The organism is Bradyrhizobium tropiciagri (genome assembly GCF_018130545.1).
In the GTDB taxonomy this organism is placed as follows: domain Bacteria; phylum Pseudomonadota; class Alphaproteobacteria; order Rhizobiales; family Xanthobacteraceae; genus Bradyrhizobium; species Bradyrhizobium tropiciagri_A.
In genome coordinates this window covers 384111-402280 of sequence record NZ_JAFCKF010000007.1, presented here as the reverse complement: position 1 = coordinate 402280, position 18170 = coordinate 384111, and the positions used below count along the sequence as shown (strand labels likewise).

Sequence of the window (18170 nt, the reverse complement as noted above, 5' to 3'; positions counted from 1 at the left end):
CAGGATCTCCGGCCAACTGCGCACTGTTTGGTGGGGCCGATCTACTCGCAATCAGTCGGAGATCGTCGATCTAATTCATCAGGACGACCGGAATGCCCTGCCGGCTGCGCCACGCTAAGCAATGGATACACCCGATTTGCGGCGCGCAGCGCCGGCATTGGACGCGGCGGTTTCAGGACCGAATCGGCTAGCGTACCATGAGGGTCTCCTGGATCGATGTTGCGAGCATCGATCCGTTTCTGTCGTGAATGCGAGCAATCGAAAGTCCGCGACCTCCCTCGGCGCAAGGGCTCTCGGTTTCGAAATGCATCCAGCCATCCGGCGAGAAAGCGCGATGAAACCAGATGCAGTGATTGAGACTCGAAAGATAGAGCGGGTCCACCGATTGCAGATCGCGAAGGTGGCCGCCGACGCTACTGAAATTCAGCCACCAATCCGAGAGATACGCAAAGACGGCCGGTTGCGCTCGCGAGCCGGCAGCGAGTGGTTGCCGCCCTTTTAGCCAAAACCTGAGGCGTGATTGCGCGGTCGCGGCAGAAAGCTGTCGCTCGATATCCGGAATGCGAAAATCCATGCAGGGCTTCACATCGCGAGAGTAGGCGCCGAGCGGTCGCAACTGTCGCATAAGGACATCGGGAATCGTCGTCAATTCCGGCAGGCTCGCGGGGTCTTCCGCCAATGCCGGGGATGAGACCGCGTGTTGCGGCCCCGGCTGCGGGGCGCAGAACGTTGCGTGAGCATCCAGCACAACGCGGCCGTCGCCTTGCACGCCGACAACATGACGGGAGGAGAACCGCTTACCATCCTGGAGCACGCCAACTTCGAACTCGATTCGCTGGCCCGGATCGGATCCGCGCAGGAACAGGAGTTGCAGCAAAGATGCAGGCCGGTCATCCGGAGCACTCAAGGTGGCGGCCATCATGGCCTGTCCCAGGATTTGGCCACCGTAGGAGCGCCCGTTCAGATTTCCATCGCCGAAGCGGCTTCGGTAGCGATGCGGGCCGATCGTTTCGAGCGAAACCAAGGCCTCGATACTCTCATTATCCCAATCCTCGCAGGCTTCTTCGTTCATCGCGATCCTTCCATCCCTGTGGCCGGGACCAAAAAAGATGGCAAGGCCGGCCGAGCCGTCCTTGCCAAGTCTCGCTCGGGAGAAGTACTGCCTCAATGCAATGCGCGGTGGCAGTGCCTGCTCACAGTGCCGGGAATTTCTGGGGCGCCTGATAGCGCGGATAGCCCACGGCAACGCCGTACTCGCTGATGCCGAAGCCGATCTCGCTACCGCTCTCGAGTCTGACGACATGATCTGACAAGGTGCGGGCAGTCGCGCGCGTTGCGGCATCGTCCAAGTCCCACACATCGTACGCGGCGTGTTGCTCGCCGCGATCATCGCCATGCGTCCATCCCTTTAGCCCGCCATACATGCCGGCTTTGAGATAGAAGCGGGGCGGCAGGCCGACCATCCGGACATAGCGCGGCTCGCCGCGGTCGAAGTTGAAGGTGAAATCGGCGGAGGTGATGGTCTGGCCGAGTTGGTCGTCGCTCCATTCGATGCTGTGTTCGAAAGTTGTCACTTCACGATGCGATATCGACCCATCGGCCTCGCGCCGAAATTCCGCACCCGAGAGATAATGCGGCTTGCCAGGCGCTCGCTCCTTCACGAATACCGACAGCGCCGATCGCTCGAACTGAAACATCGACCAGGTCCAGAAGAAGTTTCGGTGCGTTGCGACCGGCGGCCGCGTCTCGTCGGTGCGCATCTCCGAACGCAGGCCCCAAGAGCGGTCGCGCTGCCCCCACCAGGTCTCCGGCGTCACCTCGAAGCGCTTGCCGTCGGCCGCGATCCAACCGCGCCAGCGGCCGAACTGCGACACCCGGGCCAGGTCCTCCTCGACGGTGCCCTCGCGTTCGCGATAATTCTGCTTCTCCTGGGCCGGCGGGAAGCTTGCCCTGAACTCGAGCGAGAAGCTTATTCCCGAAGGATTGTCGGCGAGCGTGAGCCGATGCAGGTTCATCCCCTCGATGATCTCGATCTTCAGCCCTCCGACCGACGTCTCCAGAGGGTGCGTGCCGAGGCGGCGCGAGGTGCGAAAATTGTGCTGCTTGCGGCCGATGGTCACGCCAGCGAAACCGTCCATCACATGACGGTTAGGATAATAGCCGAGCCCGATGTCGACCAGGAGTTCGCTGCCGTCAATCGGATGTGCGGTGTACCAGTAGCGTTCGGTGAAGCGCACGTCGCCCGCGCCGGATGTGGCGAACGTTGCCGGCGTCTGGTGGCCGATGAGGTCGTCCTGGGCTGTCAGCATTGCTCTTGTCCTTGCTTCGCAGTCGACGTGGAGGATTGACCGCCTGCGTTCAGTCCTTGCCCGGTCCCGCGCCAAGAATGTCGCCGAACAGTACCCAGGTCTTGCCATCGAAACGCGCGAACTTGCGTTCCGTGATCGCCGCATAATCATCGGGCGTCGTCTGGATCGAAATTCCCGGCAACAGCATCGGCAGCTCGATCCCCTTCAAGTTAGTGGCCTGCTTCAGCACGTTCTCGCGCGAGAGATCGTCGCCGCAGCGCTCGAGGATGATCGCACCCAATTGCGCGGTCGTGTAGGCCGTCACAGCAATCACGTCGTTGGGATCCATTCCCGGCAGATGCTTCGCCGCGAAGGCGAGATAGTCCATCATTCCCTTGTCGTTGGCCCAGGTCGGATCGTTCGGGGTCTTGTAGGATGTGGTGGTGAGGACGCCAGTGGAGGCTTCGAGCCCGGCCGGGGTCAGCACGCCGCTGATCGAATTGGCCGTCGAGCCGACGAAGATCTGCGGCTTCCACCCCAGCTCGTAGATCTTGCGAATCGCCATCGAGGCGAACTTGTTCTGGGCCGCGATCAGAACCGTGTCGGCGCCGGACGCCTTCAGGTTCACAATCTGGGAGTCGATCGTCGGCTCAGTCGATTGATAGGATTCCTCCTTCACGATCATCTTGTTGGCCATGGCGCCAAGCCCCTGCTTCAACCCGAGCAGGAAGTCCTTGCCGATGTCATCGGCCTGCATGAGGATGCCGACCTTGGCCTCCGGCCTAGCCTGCAGGATGTAGCGCGCGATGATGCGGGACTCGTTGACGTAGGTAGGTGAGTAGGGCGTCGTCCAGGGGAATTGCTTCGGGTCGTTCCACCGTGTGCCGCCGCTCTGCACGAGGAGCTGGGGAACACCCTTCGAATTGAGATATTTTTGGATCGCCGCATTGGTGGGCGTGCCGAATGGCGCCATGATCGCCAAGACCTGGTCGTTCTCGACCAGCGATCTGGTCACTTCGACCGTCTTCGGAGGGCTGTAGGCGTCGTCGCGGGTCACGTAGTTGATCTGCCGCCCCTTGATCCCGCCCTTCTCATTCAACATCGCGAAGTAGGCGAGCATGGTCCGCGGGAAGCTCGCGTAGATCGATGCCGGGCCGCTGTAGGGCGCGTTGGCGCCAAGCTTGATCTCGTTGTCACTGACACCGGGCCCGTAGGCCTTCTGCGCGGTTGCCGTGCCAAGGCTCCAGCAGAGAAAGAGAGCCCACGCCGCCAACGTAAGGATCGTCCTTCGCATCGTTTCCTCCATCCCATGTTGTCACATTCGGCGACCATCTGACGGCGCGCGGCCTGCGTTCTCTCGACGCTTTACCTGCCGCAGCCTTCGTGCAATAATAGTCCGTCCGGACGGATTATCAACCTTTTTCTCGGAAGTGTGCGGGGAGGGAAGTACGCAATTGCGCTCCGGGACCATTCCGTGATGCGGTCTCGACCGCGCAGGCCGTTCGAAAAGCGCGCAAAAAAAAGGCGAGCAATGTCGCCATGACGGAGGAATCATGAAGCTTACTCAGGCCCTGACGTCGGCGGCACAGTTACGTAGAGACAGTGTCGGCACCATCTGCGCCGGCAGGTCACGGACCTGGAAGGAGATCCTCCGCCGGGTCGCAGGCGCAGCGGCCGGCTTTCGCCGGCTAGGGATCGAGCCCGGCGATCGCATCGCCATCCTGGCGTTCAATAGCGATCTTTATATCGAGGCTCTTTACGCCGTCGCGTGGGCGGGAGCGGTCGCGGTGCCGCTGAATACGCGCTGGGCCGTCGCCGAAAACGCCTATGCACTCAACGACTCCGAGCCGAGAATTCTCCTGGTCGATTCCGCTTTTGCGGAGACTGCGATGGCGTTGCGAGAGTCAAGGTCGCTTGCCGCCGTCATCTTCATGGATGAGGGACGCCCGCCAAAGGGCATGCTGGGCTACGATGAGCTCACAGCCGAAGATCCGATGGAGGACGCATCGGGCGCCGGCAATGACCTCGCCGGAATTTTCTACACTGGCGGGACGACAGGCTTCCCCAAGGGAGTCATGCTGTCGCATTCTAACATCATCTATGAATCGCTGATCTGGATCTACGCGCTCCGATTCAAGGAGAACACCCGCTATCTTCATTCGGCCGGGCTGTTCCATCTTGCGGGCGCCTCGCCGATGGTCGCCTTGACGCTGCTCGGAGGGACCCATGTCGTCATTCCCAAATTTGAGCCGGAGCTTGCGATGAGGGCCATTGCCGAGCACCGCGTGGACTACTGCCTGTTCGTGCCCACGATGCTCAACATGCTGCTCAACCATCCTTCGTTCGGTCGACATGACCTTTCGAGCGTCAAGGATTGCGAATATGGCGCCTCGCCGATGCCGGATGCCCTTCTGGTCAAGCTGATGCAGGTTCTACCGGGTTGGCGCTTTCACCAGGGCTATGGCATGACCGAAAGTGCGGCCTTGGCGACCATCCTGCCCTGGGAGTATCACGCGCTCGATGGTCCCCTGGCGGCCAAGCGGAAATCGGCAGGCCGTGCGGCGCCCGGCGTCGAGATCCGCGTCGTCGACGACGCAGGCAACGAAGTACCGCGCGGGACGGTCGGAGAAATCGCGATCCGCGGCGCCGGCGTCATGCTAGGCTACTGGCGCAAGCCCGAAGAGTCTGCCCGCGTCCTTCGCAATGGATGGTTGCACACAGGAGACGGCGCCTGGATGGACGAGGACGGCTTCGTCTACATCGTCGATCGCATTAAGGACATGATCGTCTCGGGCGGAGAAAACGTCTATTCCGGCGAGGTCGAGAATGCGATCTTCCAGCACGAGCACGTCAGGGAATGCGCGGTCATTGCCGTGCCCGATCCTCAATGGGGCGAGGCCGTCCATGCGATCGTCGTGCCAAAAGACGGGGTCGCGCTAGACGCGGAAACCGTGATTGCGCATTGCCGCACACTGATTGCCGGCTACAAGTGCCCGCGTTCGGTCGAAATCAGGTGCGAGCCGCTGCCGCTGACCGGCTCGGGTAAGATCATGAAGTCCGCCCTGCGCGAGGAAAAGTGGCGCGATTACACGAGGTCGGTGAATTGATGCAGGTCGCCATGGCACCACCGGAACGTTCCGCACAGTCGATGCAAGATCCCACTCGCGCTGCCGTCGTCCTGGACGAGAATACGGTCCGGTCCGCGCTCGAACGGCATCTCCGTCGCGAGTTGGGGAGCGCGGTCAACATCGATGGCTTCGAACGGAAGTCCTCCGGCTTTTCCTGGATCACCTACAGCTTCGTCACGAGCACGACAGCGGGGACTAGTCGCAGGCTGATTCTGCGGGTCGGGCCGCCGAACGGGCTGTTCGCGCCCTATTCGGTGCTGCCCCAGGTCTATGCGTTGCAATCGCTGAGCGGAACGCGCGTCCCCGTTCCCGGGCTGGTGTCGTTCGATCAGGGGGGATCAGAGCTAGGTTGTCCCTTCTTCGTCTGCGAGCATGTGGAGGGCGACGTGCCCGTGCCCTGGGCCGGGAGCAAGCTGGACGAGGGGCATCGGCGCGACATCGCAGGACAATTCATCGCGATCCTGGGCGAGTTGCACAGGCTCGATTTCCGCGGAACACAGCTTGCGTCCTTACATGGTGGAGCCGAGGAGCGGGACGAGGTCCGTGCAATCGCCGGCTGGCGCGCGTCGCTCGCGCGTCCGACCGCCCGCTACTATCCACTGCTCGATTGGGGCGGACGATGGCTGCTCGACAACTGTCCCTTGCCGCCGCGCCGGACGATCGTGCATGGCGACTATAGGATTGGAAATTTCCTCGAGCGCGAGAAGCGGATCACGGCCATCCTGGATTGGGAGCTCGTTCACCTGGGCGATCCGCACGAGGATCTGGCCTGGGCGCTAGTGCCCACCTTCAATGGTAGGAGCAAGAAGCTCTACGGCGTGCTGGAGCGCGAAGAGGTGGTCGACTGCTATCAGCGCGCCTCCGGCGTGCAGATTTCCGCGAAGAGCCTCGCCTATTACGAGGCATTTGCCCTCTATCAGGCAGCCGCGATCCAGATGCGCGCTGTGCGTGCGTTCGAGGTCGACAACTTCAACGACATGCGCATGGCCGTGATGGCCAGTCAGATGGCCTCGATCGTGCGCGCCTTTGATCGGGCACTCGAGGCCGCAGCATGAGCGCATCCTTCGACCGATTAATTGACGGCATGATCGAAGCTTTGCGAAGCCACGTGCTTCCCAGGAGCGGCGACGAATTTGTACGCGGCCAAATCTTCTCCACCATCTTCGCGCTGAACGGCCTGAAGCTGACGGCGGATTGGAAAGCCGGGCCACTGCTGGAACAGGTGCGCGTTCAAGACGCCGCTCTTGCGGAAGTCGGACGGCTGGCGGGCAGCATGGAGCATCCCCCGATCCCGACTTTGCCGCGCACCGAAGGCGCCGCGGCCGATTCAGCGGCCGTCGAGGCCTTGCGTGACGATGGGGACCGCATCCTGGGCGAGCTCCTGTTCTGGGCAAGCAATGAAGGCGCAAGGGCGGCGAATCCGGCTATCGCGCGCGAGATCGAGCTGTTCCTGCGGCGGTCGATCTGCGAGCAGCTAAAGGTGGAACTCGCGATGACGCCCAAATCCATGCTGCATCAGATTGCCACGGGCGAGGAGGGAGCCTGACCTGAGCAGCGCGCCTTGAATTACTACGGCGCCAGAATTGCAAGTGCCCATGACAGTGAGGCTCGCAAAATGGATTAGCTATTGCAAATCCGACGCGTCGGTTTATGAATTATCGCCAACGCCAGCCCGCTCATCTCCGAGGAAGAAGATCATGTTTGAATTTGCCGAACCTGCGATGCTGGACGACGACCTGGTCCTCGTGAGATCCCAGATCCGTAGATATGTCGAGGAGCGCATCGTTCCCGAAGCGGAAGGCTGGGAGCAGGCCGGCGAGATCCCCCGGCAGGTGTTCCGCGACCTCGGCGGGCTCGGCGTGCTGGGCATGCGCCATCCCGTCGAGTACGGCGGCGGCGGACTTGGCGCGCTGTCGTCGGTGGTTCTGGCGGAAGAGCTTTCGCGATCATCCTTCGGCGGCGTGGCGAGCTCACTTACCGTCCATTCGGACATGTCGATCTCTCACATCGCGCATCGGGGCACAGAGGCGCAGAAGTTGCGCTATGTGCCCGCGGCGTGCGCCGGCGAGAAGGTCGGTGTCGTCTGCGTGACGGAGCCCAACGCAGGATCCGATGTTGCAGGCCTCAAGACCCGCGCTATGCGCACGGACGCCGGGTGGGTGATCAACGGTTCGAAGACGTACATCACCAACGGCGTTCTCGGCGATATCTATGTCGTGGCCGCGCGGACTGATCCGGACGCCAGTGGCGCGCGCGGGCTTTCGCTTTTCATCGTCGAGCGCGGCACACCTGGCTTCTCGATCTCCGGAAAGCTTCGCAAGCATGGCTGGCTGAGCTCGGACACTGCGGAGCTGTTCTTCCAGGATACGTTGGTTCCGCATGATGCGCTGCTCGGAGAGGAAGGGCGCGGGTTCTATTACATTATGAGCACGTTCCAGAACGAGCGTCTCGTCATCGGCGGGCTGGTGTCCGGCGCGTGTGCGAAGGCAATTGAGGTGACTCTCGACTACCTGCGTCAGCGCAAGGCGTTCGGCAAGACCTTGTGGGAGCAGCCGGTCGTGCGGAATAAGCTGTCATGGATGGCGGCGAAGGCGGCCGGCGTGCGCGCGCTGACTTATCAATGTGCACAGATGGTCGACGAAGGCAAGGACGTCGTCCGCGAGGTTTCCATGCTGAAGGCGCTCGCGGGAGAAACATTGCAAGAGGTCGTGCACACCTGTCTGCAGCTCCATGGCGGGATTGGCTACATGTCGGGCACTCCGATCGAGCGGATGGTGAGGGATGCCCGCATCCTGACCATCGGCGGCGGCGCCACCGAAGTCATGCTCGAGGAAGTCGCCAAGCGCATGTAATGCCGGCGGTGTTGCGGGACGCGATCTCATCGATCGCGTTGACGCAACCGCGATATGGTTCGGGAGGGCGTATGTCGGGTCCGCTATCGAGCTTAACCGTGGTGGAGCTCGCAGGAATAGGTCCGGGACCGTTCGCTTGCATGATGCTTGCGGATGCCGGTGCGCGCGTGATCCGCGTCGATCGCCCGCCGGTTGGCGGCGGTGCGGCCGATGGCCTGTTCCGGAACGACGGCTTCGTCGATCGCGGTCGCCAATCGGTTGCGCTCGATCTGAAGCAGCCTGCCGGCGTGCAGGCAGCGCTTCGCTTGATCGAACGCGCCGATGCGCTCATCGAGGGTTTTCGCCCGGGCGTGACCGAACGAATGGGACTTGGCCCGGAGATTTGCTTCGGCCGCAACCCGCGCCTTGCCTATGGACGGATGACCGGCTGGGGTCAGACCGGTCCTTACGCGAACATGGCGGGCCACGACATCAACTACACCGGCCTGAGCGGCGCACTGCACGCCATGGGGCCGGAAGACAGGCCGCCGCCCCCTCCGTTGAACCTGGTCGGTGACTACGGTGGTGGAGGGATGCTCATGGCGTTCGGCGTGTTGGCCGCCGTTCTCGAGGCCAAAGCCACCGGGCGCGGGCAAGTGATCGACGCGGCGATGGCCGACGGCGCGGCGTTGCTGATGGCACCGATCTACGGCATGGCGGCGAAGGGCTATTGGCGCGATCAGCGCGGCGCCAATTTCCTCGATGGCAGCGCGCATTTCTACGGCACCTACGAATGCGCCGATGGCAAGTTTGTCGCGGTCGGAGCGATCGAGCCGCAATTCTATCGCAGCTTGCTCGACATTTGCGGTGTCGACGATCCCGCCTTTAAGGACCAGTGGCGCACGGATGCATGGCCAGGTCTGCGCGACAAGCTGGCCACCGTGTTTCGTTCGAAAACCCGTGCCGAATGGGTGGCGCGGTTCGACGGGACGGACGCGTGCGTGACGCCGGTGCTCTCGATGGACGAGGCGCCGCTCCATCCGCACAACGTCGCTCGCGCGACATTCGCCATGAGCGAGTCCGGAGCGCAACCGGTGCCGGGCCCGCGATTTGAAGGCACCGAAGGCAGGCTGCCCGATCGAGCCCCGGCGGCTGGTCGCGACACGCGCGCGATCCTGCGTGAGGCCGGTTACGAGACCGGCGCCATCGAGGATCTGCTGCGATGCGGCGCAGCCTATCAGTTCGCGGACGGAACTTGAGCATGCACCGTCTGCGCAACGTTGTCTGAGTTTGAGGCGCTGGTCGTCCGGTTTGACGACGAGGATCAATGAAATCCTGAGTGCCACAGAACCGGGAACACCGGTGCGACTTTCTCTCGGGCAAGCCAAATGCCAACCGCCAAGTCTCGTTAGGCGTTGACATAAACCGGATGACCGGACTATTAATTAGAAGTAGCCGGTCGTTGTGAGACTGCGCTCACTTACAGGGCTAGGGAACGCGTCATGACAGAGATTGCGAAGCATCACGTCCTCAGCGCTGACGGTCCCGTCCTTGCGGAGCTGCACAAGGACGGCGTTGCCCATGTGAAGCTCAATCGACCGGACCAGGCCAACGGTCTCAATGTCGAGCTTCTCACCGAGCTTCACCGCGTGATCATGCTGCTGCACGGCGACGACCGCGTGCGCGCCGTGCTCGTGACGGGTGAGGGCACAAATTTTTGCGCGGGCGGCGATGTTCATACCTTTCTTGCCAAAGGCGTCGACCTGCCTTCGTATATTCGCGTGGCGACCGCGTATCTTCGACTGGTTGCGACCGGTCTGATCCGGCTGAAGGCGCCGGTGGTGTCGGCCGTTCACGGCTACGCGGCTGGCGGTGGCGGCATGGGCCTAGTGTGTGCCTCTGACTTCGTCATTGCTGCGCAATCGGCAAAATTCATCGCCGGCGCGACGCGCGTGGCCATGGTTCCTGACGCCGGCGTCACCGTGACGCTGACGCACCTGGTCGGACTGCGCCGGGCGATGGAAATTCTGATGCTCAACCCGGTCATCGATGCGGCACAAGCGCTCGAGATGGGGTTGATCACGCGCGTGGCGCCCGATGCGGCATGGCTCGATCAGGCCTGGGAGCTGGCGCGAACGCTCGCCGCGGGTGCGCCGGCGGCGCTGGCGAACACCAAGCGCCTGCTCTGGAACGGCCTGGGTGAGGGGATAGAAGCGGCCATGCCCGAGGAGAACCAGGCGCAGGAGATTCTCTCAGGCATGGAGGACGCGCGGGAGGGCCTCGCCGCGGTCATCGAAAAGCGCAAGCCGAAATTTACGGGGCGTTGACGCGATGACGGCGGACAACGTCAAACGGCGGCGCGCTCTGGTGGCAGGTGGTGCAAGCGGCATCGGCGCGGCAACGGCCGTTCGGCTCACGGCGACCGGCGCGGACGTGCTGATCGCCGACATCGATGCGGCCAAAGGTGCGCGGCTAGCCGGCGAGATCGGCGCAACATTTGTCGCGGTGGATCTGACTGACCACGTCGCGGTTTCGGCCGCGCTCGCGCAACGCGATCCGTTCGACATTCTCGTCAACAGTGCCGGCGCAGATCAGCATGCCTTCTTCACGCAGACGGGACCACAGGACTGGGCGCGTCTGATCGCGTTGAATCTCGGCGCGGTGCTTAATACGACCCATGCGGTCCTGCCGGGGATGCAACAGGTGGGTTATGGGCGCATCGTCAATGTGGCGTCCGAGGCCGGGCGGCTGGGGTCCAAAGGCGCCTCCGTTTATGCCGCGGCAAAGGGCGGTGTCATCGCCTTCACACGCTCCATCGCACGCGAGAATGGTCGCATGGGTATCACGGCCAATGTCGTCGCGCCCGGACCGATCGACACGCCGATGCTGCGGCGCGCGATCGAGGACGGCGGAGAGAAGCTGATGACGGCGATGACATCGGCGACGCTGGTCGGGCGTCTCGGAACGCCGCAGGAAACTGCAGCCGTCATCGCGTTCCTCGCATCGGATGAGGCGGGATATGTGACGGGCGAGGTGCTGGGTGCGTCCGGCGGCATGGGGTGCGGAGCGTGACGCGCGATCCCATCGAGGACGTCATCGATCGGGTGCGCAGCGTCTATTCGCGCTGGCGCCGCGACACGCCCGTTTCGCAGATGCGCGCCGATTGGGACCAACTCTTTACGTCTCCCGTCGCTGCGGCAATCGAGCCGGTCCTAGCCGATGCAGTTGCCTGTCAGTGGGTGCGGCCCGCTGCGGTGCGCCGCGACGCCGTGATCGTCTATCTGCACGGCGGCGGCTTCAGGGTGGGCTCTTTGGCGTCTCACAGAGAGATCAACGCTCGATTGGCCACAGAAGCTGGAATTCAGGTCCTGGCAGTGGATTATCGTTTGGCGCCCGAGCATCTGCTGCCGGCCGCGCTTGAGGATGCCATCGAAGTCATCCAATGGCTGGAGAAGACGGGCTTTCCCACCGATCGTATCGCCCTGGCGGGAGATTCGGCCGGTGCCGTATTGGCTCTCGGAGCGATGATCGCGCGCCTGCAGGAGGGCAAGTCCTGTCCGGCGGCAGCGTATCTGATGTCCGCATGGACCGACCTGACTGCATCCGGAGAGAGCTATCAGTCTCGCTCCGGGCTCGATCCGATCCACCAGCGTCCGATGATCCTAGCGATGGCGCGCGGCGCGCTCGGACCCGGCGTGACCGCCGAGGATCCGCGGCTCTCGCCGTTACGCGCGAACGTGGAGATCATGCGCGCGCTGCCTCCGATTCTGATGCAGGTCGGCGAACGCGAGACGCTCGTCAGCGACACCGAAGACTTCGCTGCGCGCGCCAGAGCGGCTGGCGCTTCCATCCGCTCGCAGATATGGCCCGGCATGATTCACGTCTTCCAGCAATTCCCGGACGAACTGCCCGAGGCCCGCGAGGCGGTTGCGGCCGGCGGCAGGTTCATTGCGACACATCTCGAGAGCGCTCAGACAGGAAGCGAGCAAACATGATTGGAATCACCGCGTTCGGGGGCTACATCCCCCGCCTTCGCCTCTCACGCGAGGCTGTAGCCCAGGCGAACGCCTGGTACGCTCCGCAGTTCGCCAGCCAGAAGGGCGAGCGCGCATTTGCCAACTGGGATGAGGACAGCGTCACTATGGCGGTCGCGGCGGCGCGCGATTGTATGGGGCCGTCGGAAGACCGCTCGCACGTCCGCTGCCTTCTTCTCGCCACCAACACGCCGCCATTCGCGGAGCGGCTGAATTCGGCGATCGTCGCCGGCGCGCTGACGCTCGACGATACGGTCGAGGCCGCCGATCTCGGAGGAACGCAGCGCGTGGCGCTCGCCGCCGTGACGCAGGCGATCGCGCGCAGCAACACCTATCGCGGCGACGTCCTCGTGCTGGCCGCCGACCGGCGGAGGACGCGCGCGGCGAGCACGCAGGAGCTGGAATACGGCGACGGCGCGGCCGCGCTGCTGATCGGCCGCAACAATGTGCTCGCTGAACTGATCGGATCCGCGACCTTGTCGGTCGACTTCGTCGATCATTTCCGCGCAACCGGCTCGGAGATTGACTACCAGTGGGAGGAACGCTGGGTCCGCGACGAAGGCATCAGCAAGCTCGTGCCGCGCGTGGTGGCTGGGGCCTTGAAGGAGGCGGGGGTCACCGCCGACAAGGTCGATCACTTCATTTTTCCGACATCGTTCTCGCGCATGGATGCGCAGGTCGCCAAGGCCTGCGGCGTGCGCGGGGACGCAATCGCCCCATCCATGATGGAGCGCATCGGCGATTGCGGCGCGGCGCATGGACTCCTCATGCTGGCCCATGTTCTCGAACGTGCGCAGCCCGGCCAGATCATCGTGCTCGCGCAGTTCGGCAGCGGAGCCCAGGCGGTCGTGCTGCGGGCCACGCCGCTGATCACCGGCTTCAAGCCCGCGCGCGGCGTTTCAAGCTGGCTTTCGCGCGGTAAGGAAGACCGCAACTACACCCGTTTTCTCTCGTTCGGAGGCCAGCTCCAGCTTGAGCGCGGCATGCGCGGCGAGCAGGACCGCAAGACCGCGCTCAGTACGGCGTGGCGCAACCGTACAGCCTTGCTCGGCCTCGTCGCTGGCAAGTGCCGCGTCACCGGCAGCGTCCACTATCCGCCGTCGCGCTTATCCTATGATCCCGGCGCCCCGCTCCAGGACACGCAGGAGCCCTACAAGCTCGCCGACCGACCTGCCAGTATCCTGAGCTGGTCGGCGGAATATCTCTCCTACCATCCGTCGCCGCCGCATCACTACGGTCAGATCGACTTCGAAGGCGGTGGCCGCATCCTGATGGATTTCACTGATCTCGACGTCGGCGAAGTCGATTCCGGAACGGCGATGGAGATGGTCTTCAGGATTAAGGACGTCGACACGCTCCGCGGCTACACGCGGTATTTCTGGAAGGCAACGCCAGCGCGCGACGCGTCGGGCGCGATCTACAACATCGGTTGAAGGAGTCGGCACGTGGCAAACGGCATCAAAGACAAAGTCGCGATCCTCGGCATGGGATGCAGTCGCTTCGGGGAGCGCTGGGATGCGAGCCCCGAGGACTTGATGCTCGAGGCATACAGCGAAGCGATGCAGGATGCGGGAATAACTCCCGACCAACTGGGTGCCGCCTGGTTCTCTACGCACATGGACGACGTCGGGACCGGTCGCGGCGGAACGCCGATGAGTATTGCGCTACGCCTGCCGAATATCGGCGTGACTCGCGTCGAGAATTTCTGCGCCGGCGGCTCGGAAGCGATCCGCGCAGCGGTCTACGCGGTGGCCGCGGGCGCCTGCGACATTGCGCTGGCGGTCGGCGTGGAGAAGCTTAAGGATACGGGGTACGGCGGTCTCCCTGTTGCCACGGTCGGAACGTATATTCCACAATGGTATCCAAACGCGGTTGCTCCCGCGAATTTCGCCCAGGTCGCCGCGGCTTACCGGTACAAGCACCGTGTCGATCCGAAAACGTTGAAGCGCGCGATTGCGCATGTCTCGGTAAAGAGCCATGAAAACGGAGCAAAGAACCCGAAGGCGCATCTGCAGAAGACGATCACCGAGGAGCAATGTCTGCGGGCGCCGACCATCGCCGCGCCGCTCGGTCTATTCGATTGTTGTGGCGTGTCCGACGGGGCTGCGGCCGTCATCGTCACGACACCCGACATCGCGCGTGGGATGGGCAAGCGAAATTTGGTGACCTTCAAGGCACTCCAGATTGCCTGCTCCAACGGGTGGGAGCTGCAGGGCAACGGCTGGGACGGCAGCTACTTTCACACAACCCGGATCGCGGCAAAACGGGCCTATGCCGAGGCGGGCATCGACCGTCCGCGCGAGCAGATCAGCATGACCGAGGTGCACGACTGCTTCTCCATCACCGAGCTCGTCACGATGGAGGACCTGTTCCTGTCAGATGAGGGGAACGCCGTACGTGACGTGCTCGAGGGCGAGTTCGACGCCTCTGGTCGCGTCCCCTGTCAGATCGACGGCGGACTGAAGTGCTTCGGTCATCCGGTCGGCGCGAGTGGGATTCGCATGCTTTACGAGATCTATCTGCAACTCAACGGCCGTGCTGGTGCTCGTCAGCTTGGCGATCCGAGCCTCGGACTGATCCACAATCTCGGCGGCCAGCCTTCGCAGAACGTGTGCTCGGTCTCGATCATCGGCCGCGAGGGAGTCTGAGATCGTGGAACAGGTCGTCCTCCTCGACAGACCAGCGCCGTCAGTGGCGCGCTTGCGCATCAACCGGCCCGCCAAGCGCAACGCGATTGATCACGCCGTCCGGCAGGGATTCATTGATGCGCTCACCGACCTGCGCGGCGATCCTTCGGTCCGCGCGCTGGTCCTGGGCGGTGTCAACGGTGTCTTCTCGGCGGGCGGCGACCTCCCGACCATGGCGAACCTCGACCAAGCGCAGGCAGAGGCGCGAATGCACCACGTTCATGCCGTCTGCCGTGCTTTGGCGGGATCGGGGCTCTCAATCGTGAGCGCTCTGGAGGGCGTGGTTGCGGGCGCGGCCGTCGGCATGGCTCTGCTCGGTGATCACATCGTCGTCGGCCACAAGACCCAGATCCTCTTCCCCTTCCTGCGCCTCGGGCTCGCGCCAGATTGGGGACAGCTTTTCACACTGCGCCAGAGGGTCAACAAGGCGACCGCCTGGCGGCTCGTGACGTCGCCCGCACCGGTCACTGGCGACGAGGCCTTCAGCATCGGGCTCGCCGATCAGCTGGTAGTGGATGACGACATCATGAGAGCTGCGATCATGGAGGCATCGCGTCTCTCGCAGCTTCCCATAGAGGCCCTTCGACGGACACGCGAGCGGCTCTCGGATCCGTCCCGGTCGCTTGATGACGAACTGGCACGCGAGGCGCGGGACCAAGCGGTTTGTCTAACGGGTTCGGAATTCGCTGAGGGCTACGCGGCGTTTATGGAAAAGAGAGCCGCCGATTTCCTGGAATTGGCGCCCAAGGAGCGGTCATGAGTGAGCCCGCGGAAGTGCCTTGCGTTCTTGTCGATCGACAAGACACCGTCGGAATCATACGCCTGAATCGCCCGGAACGCCGCAACGCACTCGACCTGGCTATGCGGCGCGGCATCGCCAAGGCATGCAATGAGCTGGACGCGGATGCCACCGTGCGCACGGTGGTCATTACTGGCGGGGACGGCATTTTCGCGGCCGGTGCCGATCTCAATCTGCTGGTCGACAGAGGGGCCCAGCAGGTCGCCGACATTGATCTTGGGCAGTATTGGAGTCCACTGGCGCATTGCGGTAAGCCGACGATCGCTGCGGTGAGTGGATTCGCATTGGGGGCGGGATGCGAACTCGCGTTGATGTGCGATGTCATCGTTGCCGACGCCACGGCGCGCCTCGGCCAACCCGAGATCAATGTCGGGATCATGCCTGGAGCGGGCGGGACCCAGCGCCTTGTTCGCAGCGTCGGCAAGCACGTCGCAAGCCTCATGCTTCTGACCGGCGAACCCTTCACGGGCGAACGCGCGTTCGCGCTCGGGCTCGTTGCAACACTTGCCGAGGATGGGCAGGTCGTGGCGACGGCCCTCCAAATCGCGAAGAAGATGGGTCGTATGCCCGCGAAAGCCGTGGCGGCGATCCGTCGTTCGTTGCGCGTGGGCGCCGATCTTCCTCTTGACGCTGCGCTCGCTCTGGAGCACCGCGAATTCCTCCTGCTGTTCGACACTGCGGACAAGACGGAAGGCATGCGCGCGTTCCTGGAAAAGCGCCGCCCTAACTTCGCTGGAGATTGATATGGGGCCCTCGCAAACACACAGTGCTGGCGCGCTGCGCATCGGTGTGGTCGGCGCCGGGACAATGGGGCGCGGGATCGTTCAGCTCTTCGTACAGGCCGGACATACGCTACTCTGCTTCGATGAGAAACCGGATGCCGCCGTGCAGGGACTCACTGCGGTATTCTCCACTCTGGAGAGCCTCGTTGCGAAAGGGCGCCTCACTTCCGACGCGCTGCAAAGCATTCGCAGTCGCACGTCGGTCTGCGCGAGTTTGGCCGATCTTGCCGGGTGTGATGTCGTCGTTGAGGCAATTATCGAGGACATCGCAGTCAAGCGTGACCTGTTTTCACGGCTTGAGGACGTCGTCGCAGAAGGCTGCGTTCTTGCGACGAACACCTCATCGCTGATCGTCGCGGAAATCGCATCGGCCTGTCGGCGCCCTGAGCGCGTTGCGGGTCTGCATTTCTTCAATCCCGTCCCGTTGATGAAAGTGGCGGAAGTTATCGCTGCGGTACGAACCGCGCCCTCGACGGTCGTCTTCCTGCGCGCGATGGTCGAAGGTGCGGGTCACAAAGCGGTCGTCGTTGCCGACCAACCCGGCTTCCTGGTCAATCATGCTGGGCGTGGTCTTTACACCGAGGGACTGCGGATCGTCGAAGAGTGCGTGGCGTGCCCATCGGACGTAGATGACGTGCTGCGCGATGGACTGGGCTTTCGCATGGGCCCGTTCGAGCTGCTCGATCTCACGGGCCTTGACGTGTCCTCCAAGGTGATGACGTCGATCTACGAGCAGTTTCAGGAAGAGCCGCGCTTTCGACCGTCGTCGCTCGTGCCTCCACGGGTGGCGGCCGGACTGTACGGGCGCAAGACCGGCGAGGGATGGTATCGCTACGAGAAGGGGCAAAAGGTCGGGCCCGCGCGCAAGTCCGCCGCGTCTTTGTCGAGCGGCCCGTCGGTCTGGATCGACCCGGATGCACCCGAAAGCGATGCGCTTGCCGAGATCGTGCAGAAATCTGGCGCCAAAAGACGGCTGCAGGCCTCCGGGTCGGACGTTTGCTTCATCCAGCCTATTGGAGAAGACGCCACTTTCGCCGCGTTGCGGCTCGGGATCGATCCGACCCGGTGCGTCGCCGTCGATCCGATAACCCCGCTCGATCGGCGCAGAACAATGATGCTGACCGTCACGACCGCACCTGCGGTGCGTGATGCCGCGCATGCTCTGCTTGCAAGCGACGAGGTTCCGGTCACCATCATCGGCGACAGCATCGGTTTCATCGCCCAGCGCGTCATCGCCACGATCGTCAATATCGCGGCTAACATCGCGCAGCGCGCGATCGCCGATGTCGAGGATCTTGAGGCGGCGGTGCGCATCGGGCTCGGCTATCCCTTCGGCCCCCTGCATTGGGGCGACCGGATTGGCGCACCCCGGATCCTGCAAATTCTGAACGGACAACTGCGTTCGACCGGCGATCCGCGGTACCGCCCAAGCCCGTGGATCGCGCGACGGGCGGCGCTGGGAGTTTCTCTGCTCACCGCGGAGGCTCCGCGATGACTGCGCCTCATGCCGCTCGCGCCGCGGCCGACCGGTCGTTTTCGAACTCCGCGACTTGCGGTCTTGCGGGCTTGGTGAAGCCGGCGTGCGGCGGTCGAACATGTCGGCACCTGCGACGGCCAACGA

At 63.4% G+C, this 18170-nt stretch carries 16 protein-coding genes; 13 read left to right on the top strand and 3 right to left on the bottom strand.

Translation table 11 applies throughout. The features are described 5' to 3' along the window. Positions 1 to 187: 187 nt before the first annotated feature. The 3 genes from JQ616_RS29800 to JQ616_RS29790 form a co-directional block, all read right to left on the bottom strand. Positions 188 to 1072 (bottom strand): acyl-CoA thioesterase, encoded by an 885-nt coding sequence (locus JQ616_RS29800; protein WP_212020808.1) that lies wholly within the window; start codon positions 1070 to 1072, stop codon positions 188 to 190. A 121-nt stretch (positions 1073 to 1193) separates the two neighbouring features. Continuing rightward, positions 1194 to 2309 carry a hypothetical protein gene (locus JQ616_RS29795; RefSeq protein ID WP_212020806.1) on the bottom strand — a complete coding sequence of 372 codons (1116 nt, stop codon included), beginning with the start codon at positions 2307 to 2309 and terminating at the stop codon, positions 1194 to 1196. 49 nt (positions 2310 to 2358) lie between these two features. After that, the gene (locus tag JQ616_RS29790; protein WP_212020804.1) at positions 2359 to 3582 is read right to left on the bottom strand and encodes an ABC transporter substrate-binding protein; all 1224 of its coding nucleotides are present in this window, start codon (positions 3580 to 3582) and stop codon (positions 2359 to 2361) included. A gap of 259 nt (positions 3583 to 3841) precedes the next feature. Between JQ616_RS29790 and JQ616_RS29785 the strand changes: the two genes are divergently transcribed. From JQ616_RS29785 to JQ616_RS29725, 13 genes are all read left to right on the top strand, one after another. Further along, positions 3842 to 5395 carry an acyl-CoA synthetase gene (locus JQ616_RS29785; RefSeq protein ID WP_212020802.1) on the top strand — a complete coding sequence of 518 codons (1554 nt, stop codon included), beginning with the start codon at positions 3842 to 3844 and terminating at the stop codon, positions 5393 to 5395. Next, complete coding sequence (locus tag JQ616_RS29780; protein ID WP_212020800.1) at positions 5395 to 6471, top strand: phosphotransferase family protein; 1077 nt, start codon at positions 5395 to 5397, stop codon at positions 6469 to 6471. The genes JQ616_RS29785 and JQ616_RS29780 overlap by 1 nt, the downstream gene beginning before the upstream one ends. After that, positions 6468 to 6962 carry a hypothetical protein gene (locus tag JQ616_RS29775; RefSeq protein ID WP_212020798.1) on the top strand — a complete coding sequence of 165 codons (495 nt, stop codon included), beginning with the start codon at positions 6468 to 6470 and terminating at the stop codon, positions 6960 to 6962. Before JQ616_RS29780 ends, JQ616_RS29775 begins: the two co-directional genes overlap by 4 nt. A gap of 151 nt (positions 6963 to 7113) precedes the next feature. Continuing rightward, positions 7114 to 8268 carry an acyl-CoA dehydrogenase family protein gene (locus JQ616_RS29770; RefSeq protein ID WP_249137428.1) on the top strand — a complete coding sequence of 385 codons (1155 nt, stop codon included), beginning with the start codon at positions 7114 to 7116 and terminating at the stop codon, positions 8266 to 8268. After that, positions 8268 to 9506 (top strand): CaiB/BaiF CoA transferase family protein, encoded by a 1239-nt coding sequence (locus tag JQ616_RS29765; RefSeq protein WP_433996013.1) that lies wholly within the window; start codon positions 8268 to 8270, stop codon positions 9504 to 9506. Before JQ616_RS29770 ends, JQ616_RS29765 begins: the two co-directional genes overlap by 1 nt. A gap of 243 nt (positions 9507 to 9749) precedes the next feature. Beyond that, a complete protein-coding gene (locus JQ616_RS29760) occupies positions 9750 to 10574 on the top strand; it encodes an enoyl-CoA hydratase/isomerase family protein (RefSeq protein WP_212020794.1) in 825 nt (274 codons plus the stop codon). Positions 10575 to 10578: 4 nt separating this feature from the next. Beyond that, positions 10579 to 11319, top strand: a complete 741-nt coding sequence (locus JQ616_RS29755) for an SDR family NAD(P)-dependent oxidoreductase (protein WP_212020792.1) — start codon at positions 10579 to 10581, stop codon at positions 11317 to 11319. After that, a complete protein-coding gene (locus JQ616_RS29750; protein WP_349630062.1) occupies positions 11316 to 12242 on the top strand; it encodes an alpha/beta hydrolase in 927 nt (308 codons plus the stop codon). The genes JQ616_RS29755 and JQ616_RS29750 overlap by 4 nt, the downstream gene beginning before the upstream one ends. Beyond that, the gene (locus JQ616_RS29745; RefSeq protein ID WP_212020790.1) at positions 12239 to 13714 is read left to right on the top strand and encodes a hydroxymethylglutaryl-CoA synthase family protein; all 1476 of its coding nucleotides are present in this window, start codon (positions 12239 to 12241) and stop codon (positions 13712 to 13714) included. Before JQ616_RS29750 ends, JQ616_RS29745 begins: the two co-directional genes overlap by 4 nt. 12 nt (positions 13715 to 13726) lie before the next feature. Further along, positions 13727 to 14929 (top strand): acetyl-CoA acetyltransferase, encoded by a 1203-nt coding sequence (locus JQ616_RS29740; protein WP_212020788.1) that lies wholly within the window; start codon positions 13727 to 13729, stop codon positions 14927 to 14929. Positions 14930 to 14933: 4 nt separating this feature from the next. After that, positions 14934 to 15728, top strand: coding sequence for an enoyl-CoA hydratase/isomerase family protein (locus tag JQ616_RS29735; RefSeq protein WP_212020786.1), 795 nt, complete (start codon positions 14934 to 14936; stop codon positions 15726 to 15728). Further along, a complete protein-coding gene (locus tag JQ616_RS29730) occupies positions 15725 to 16510 on the top strand; it encodes an enoyl-CoA hydratase-related protein (RefSeq protein ID WP_212020784.1) in 786 nt (261 codons plus the stop codon). Before JQ616_RS29735 ends, JQ616_RS29730 begins: the two co-directional genes overlap by 4 nt. A gap of 1 nt (position 16511) precedes the next feature. After that, positions 16512 to 18044: a 3-hydroxyacyl-CoA dehydrogenase gene (locus JQ616_RS29725; protein WP_212020782.1), complete on the top strand. Its 1533-nt coding sequence runs from the start codon at positions 16512 to 16514 to the stop codon at positions 18042 to 18044. Positions 18045 to 18170 lie beyond the last annotated feature (126 nt).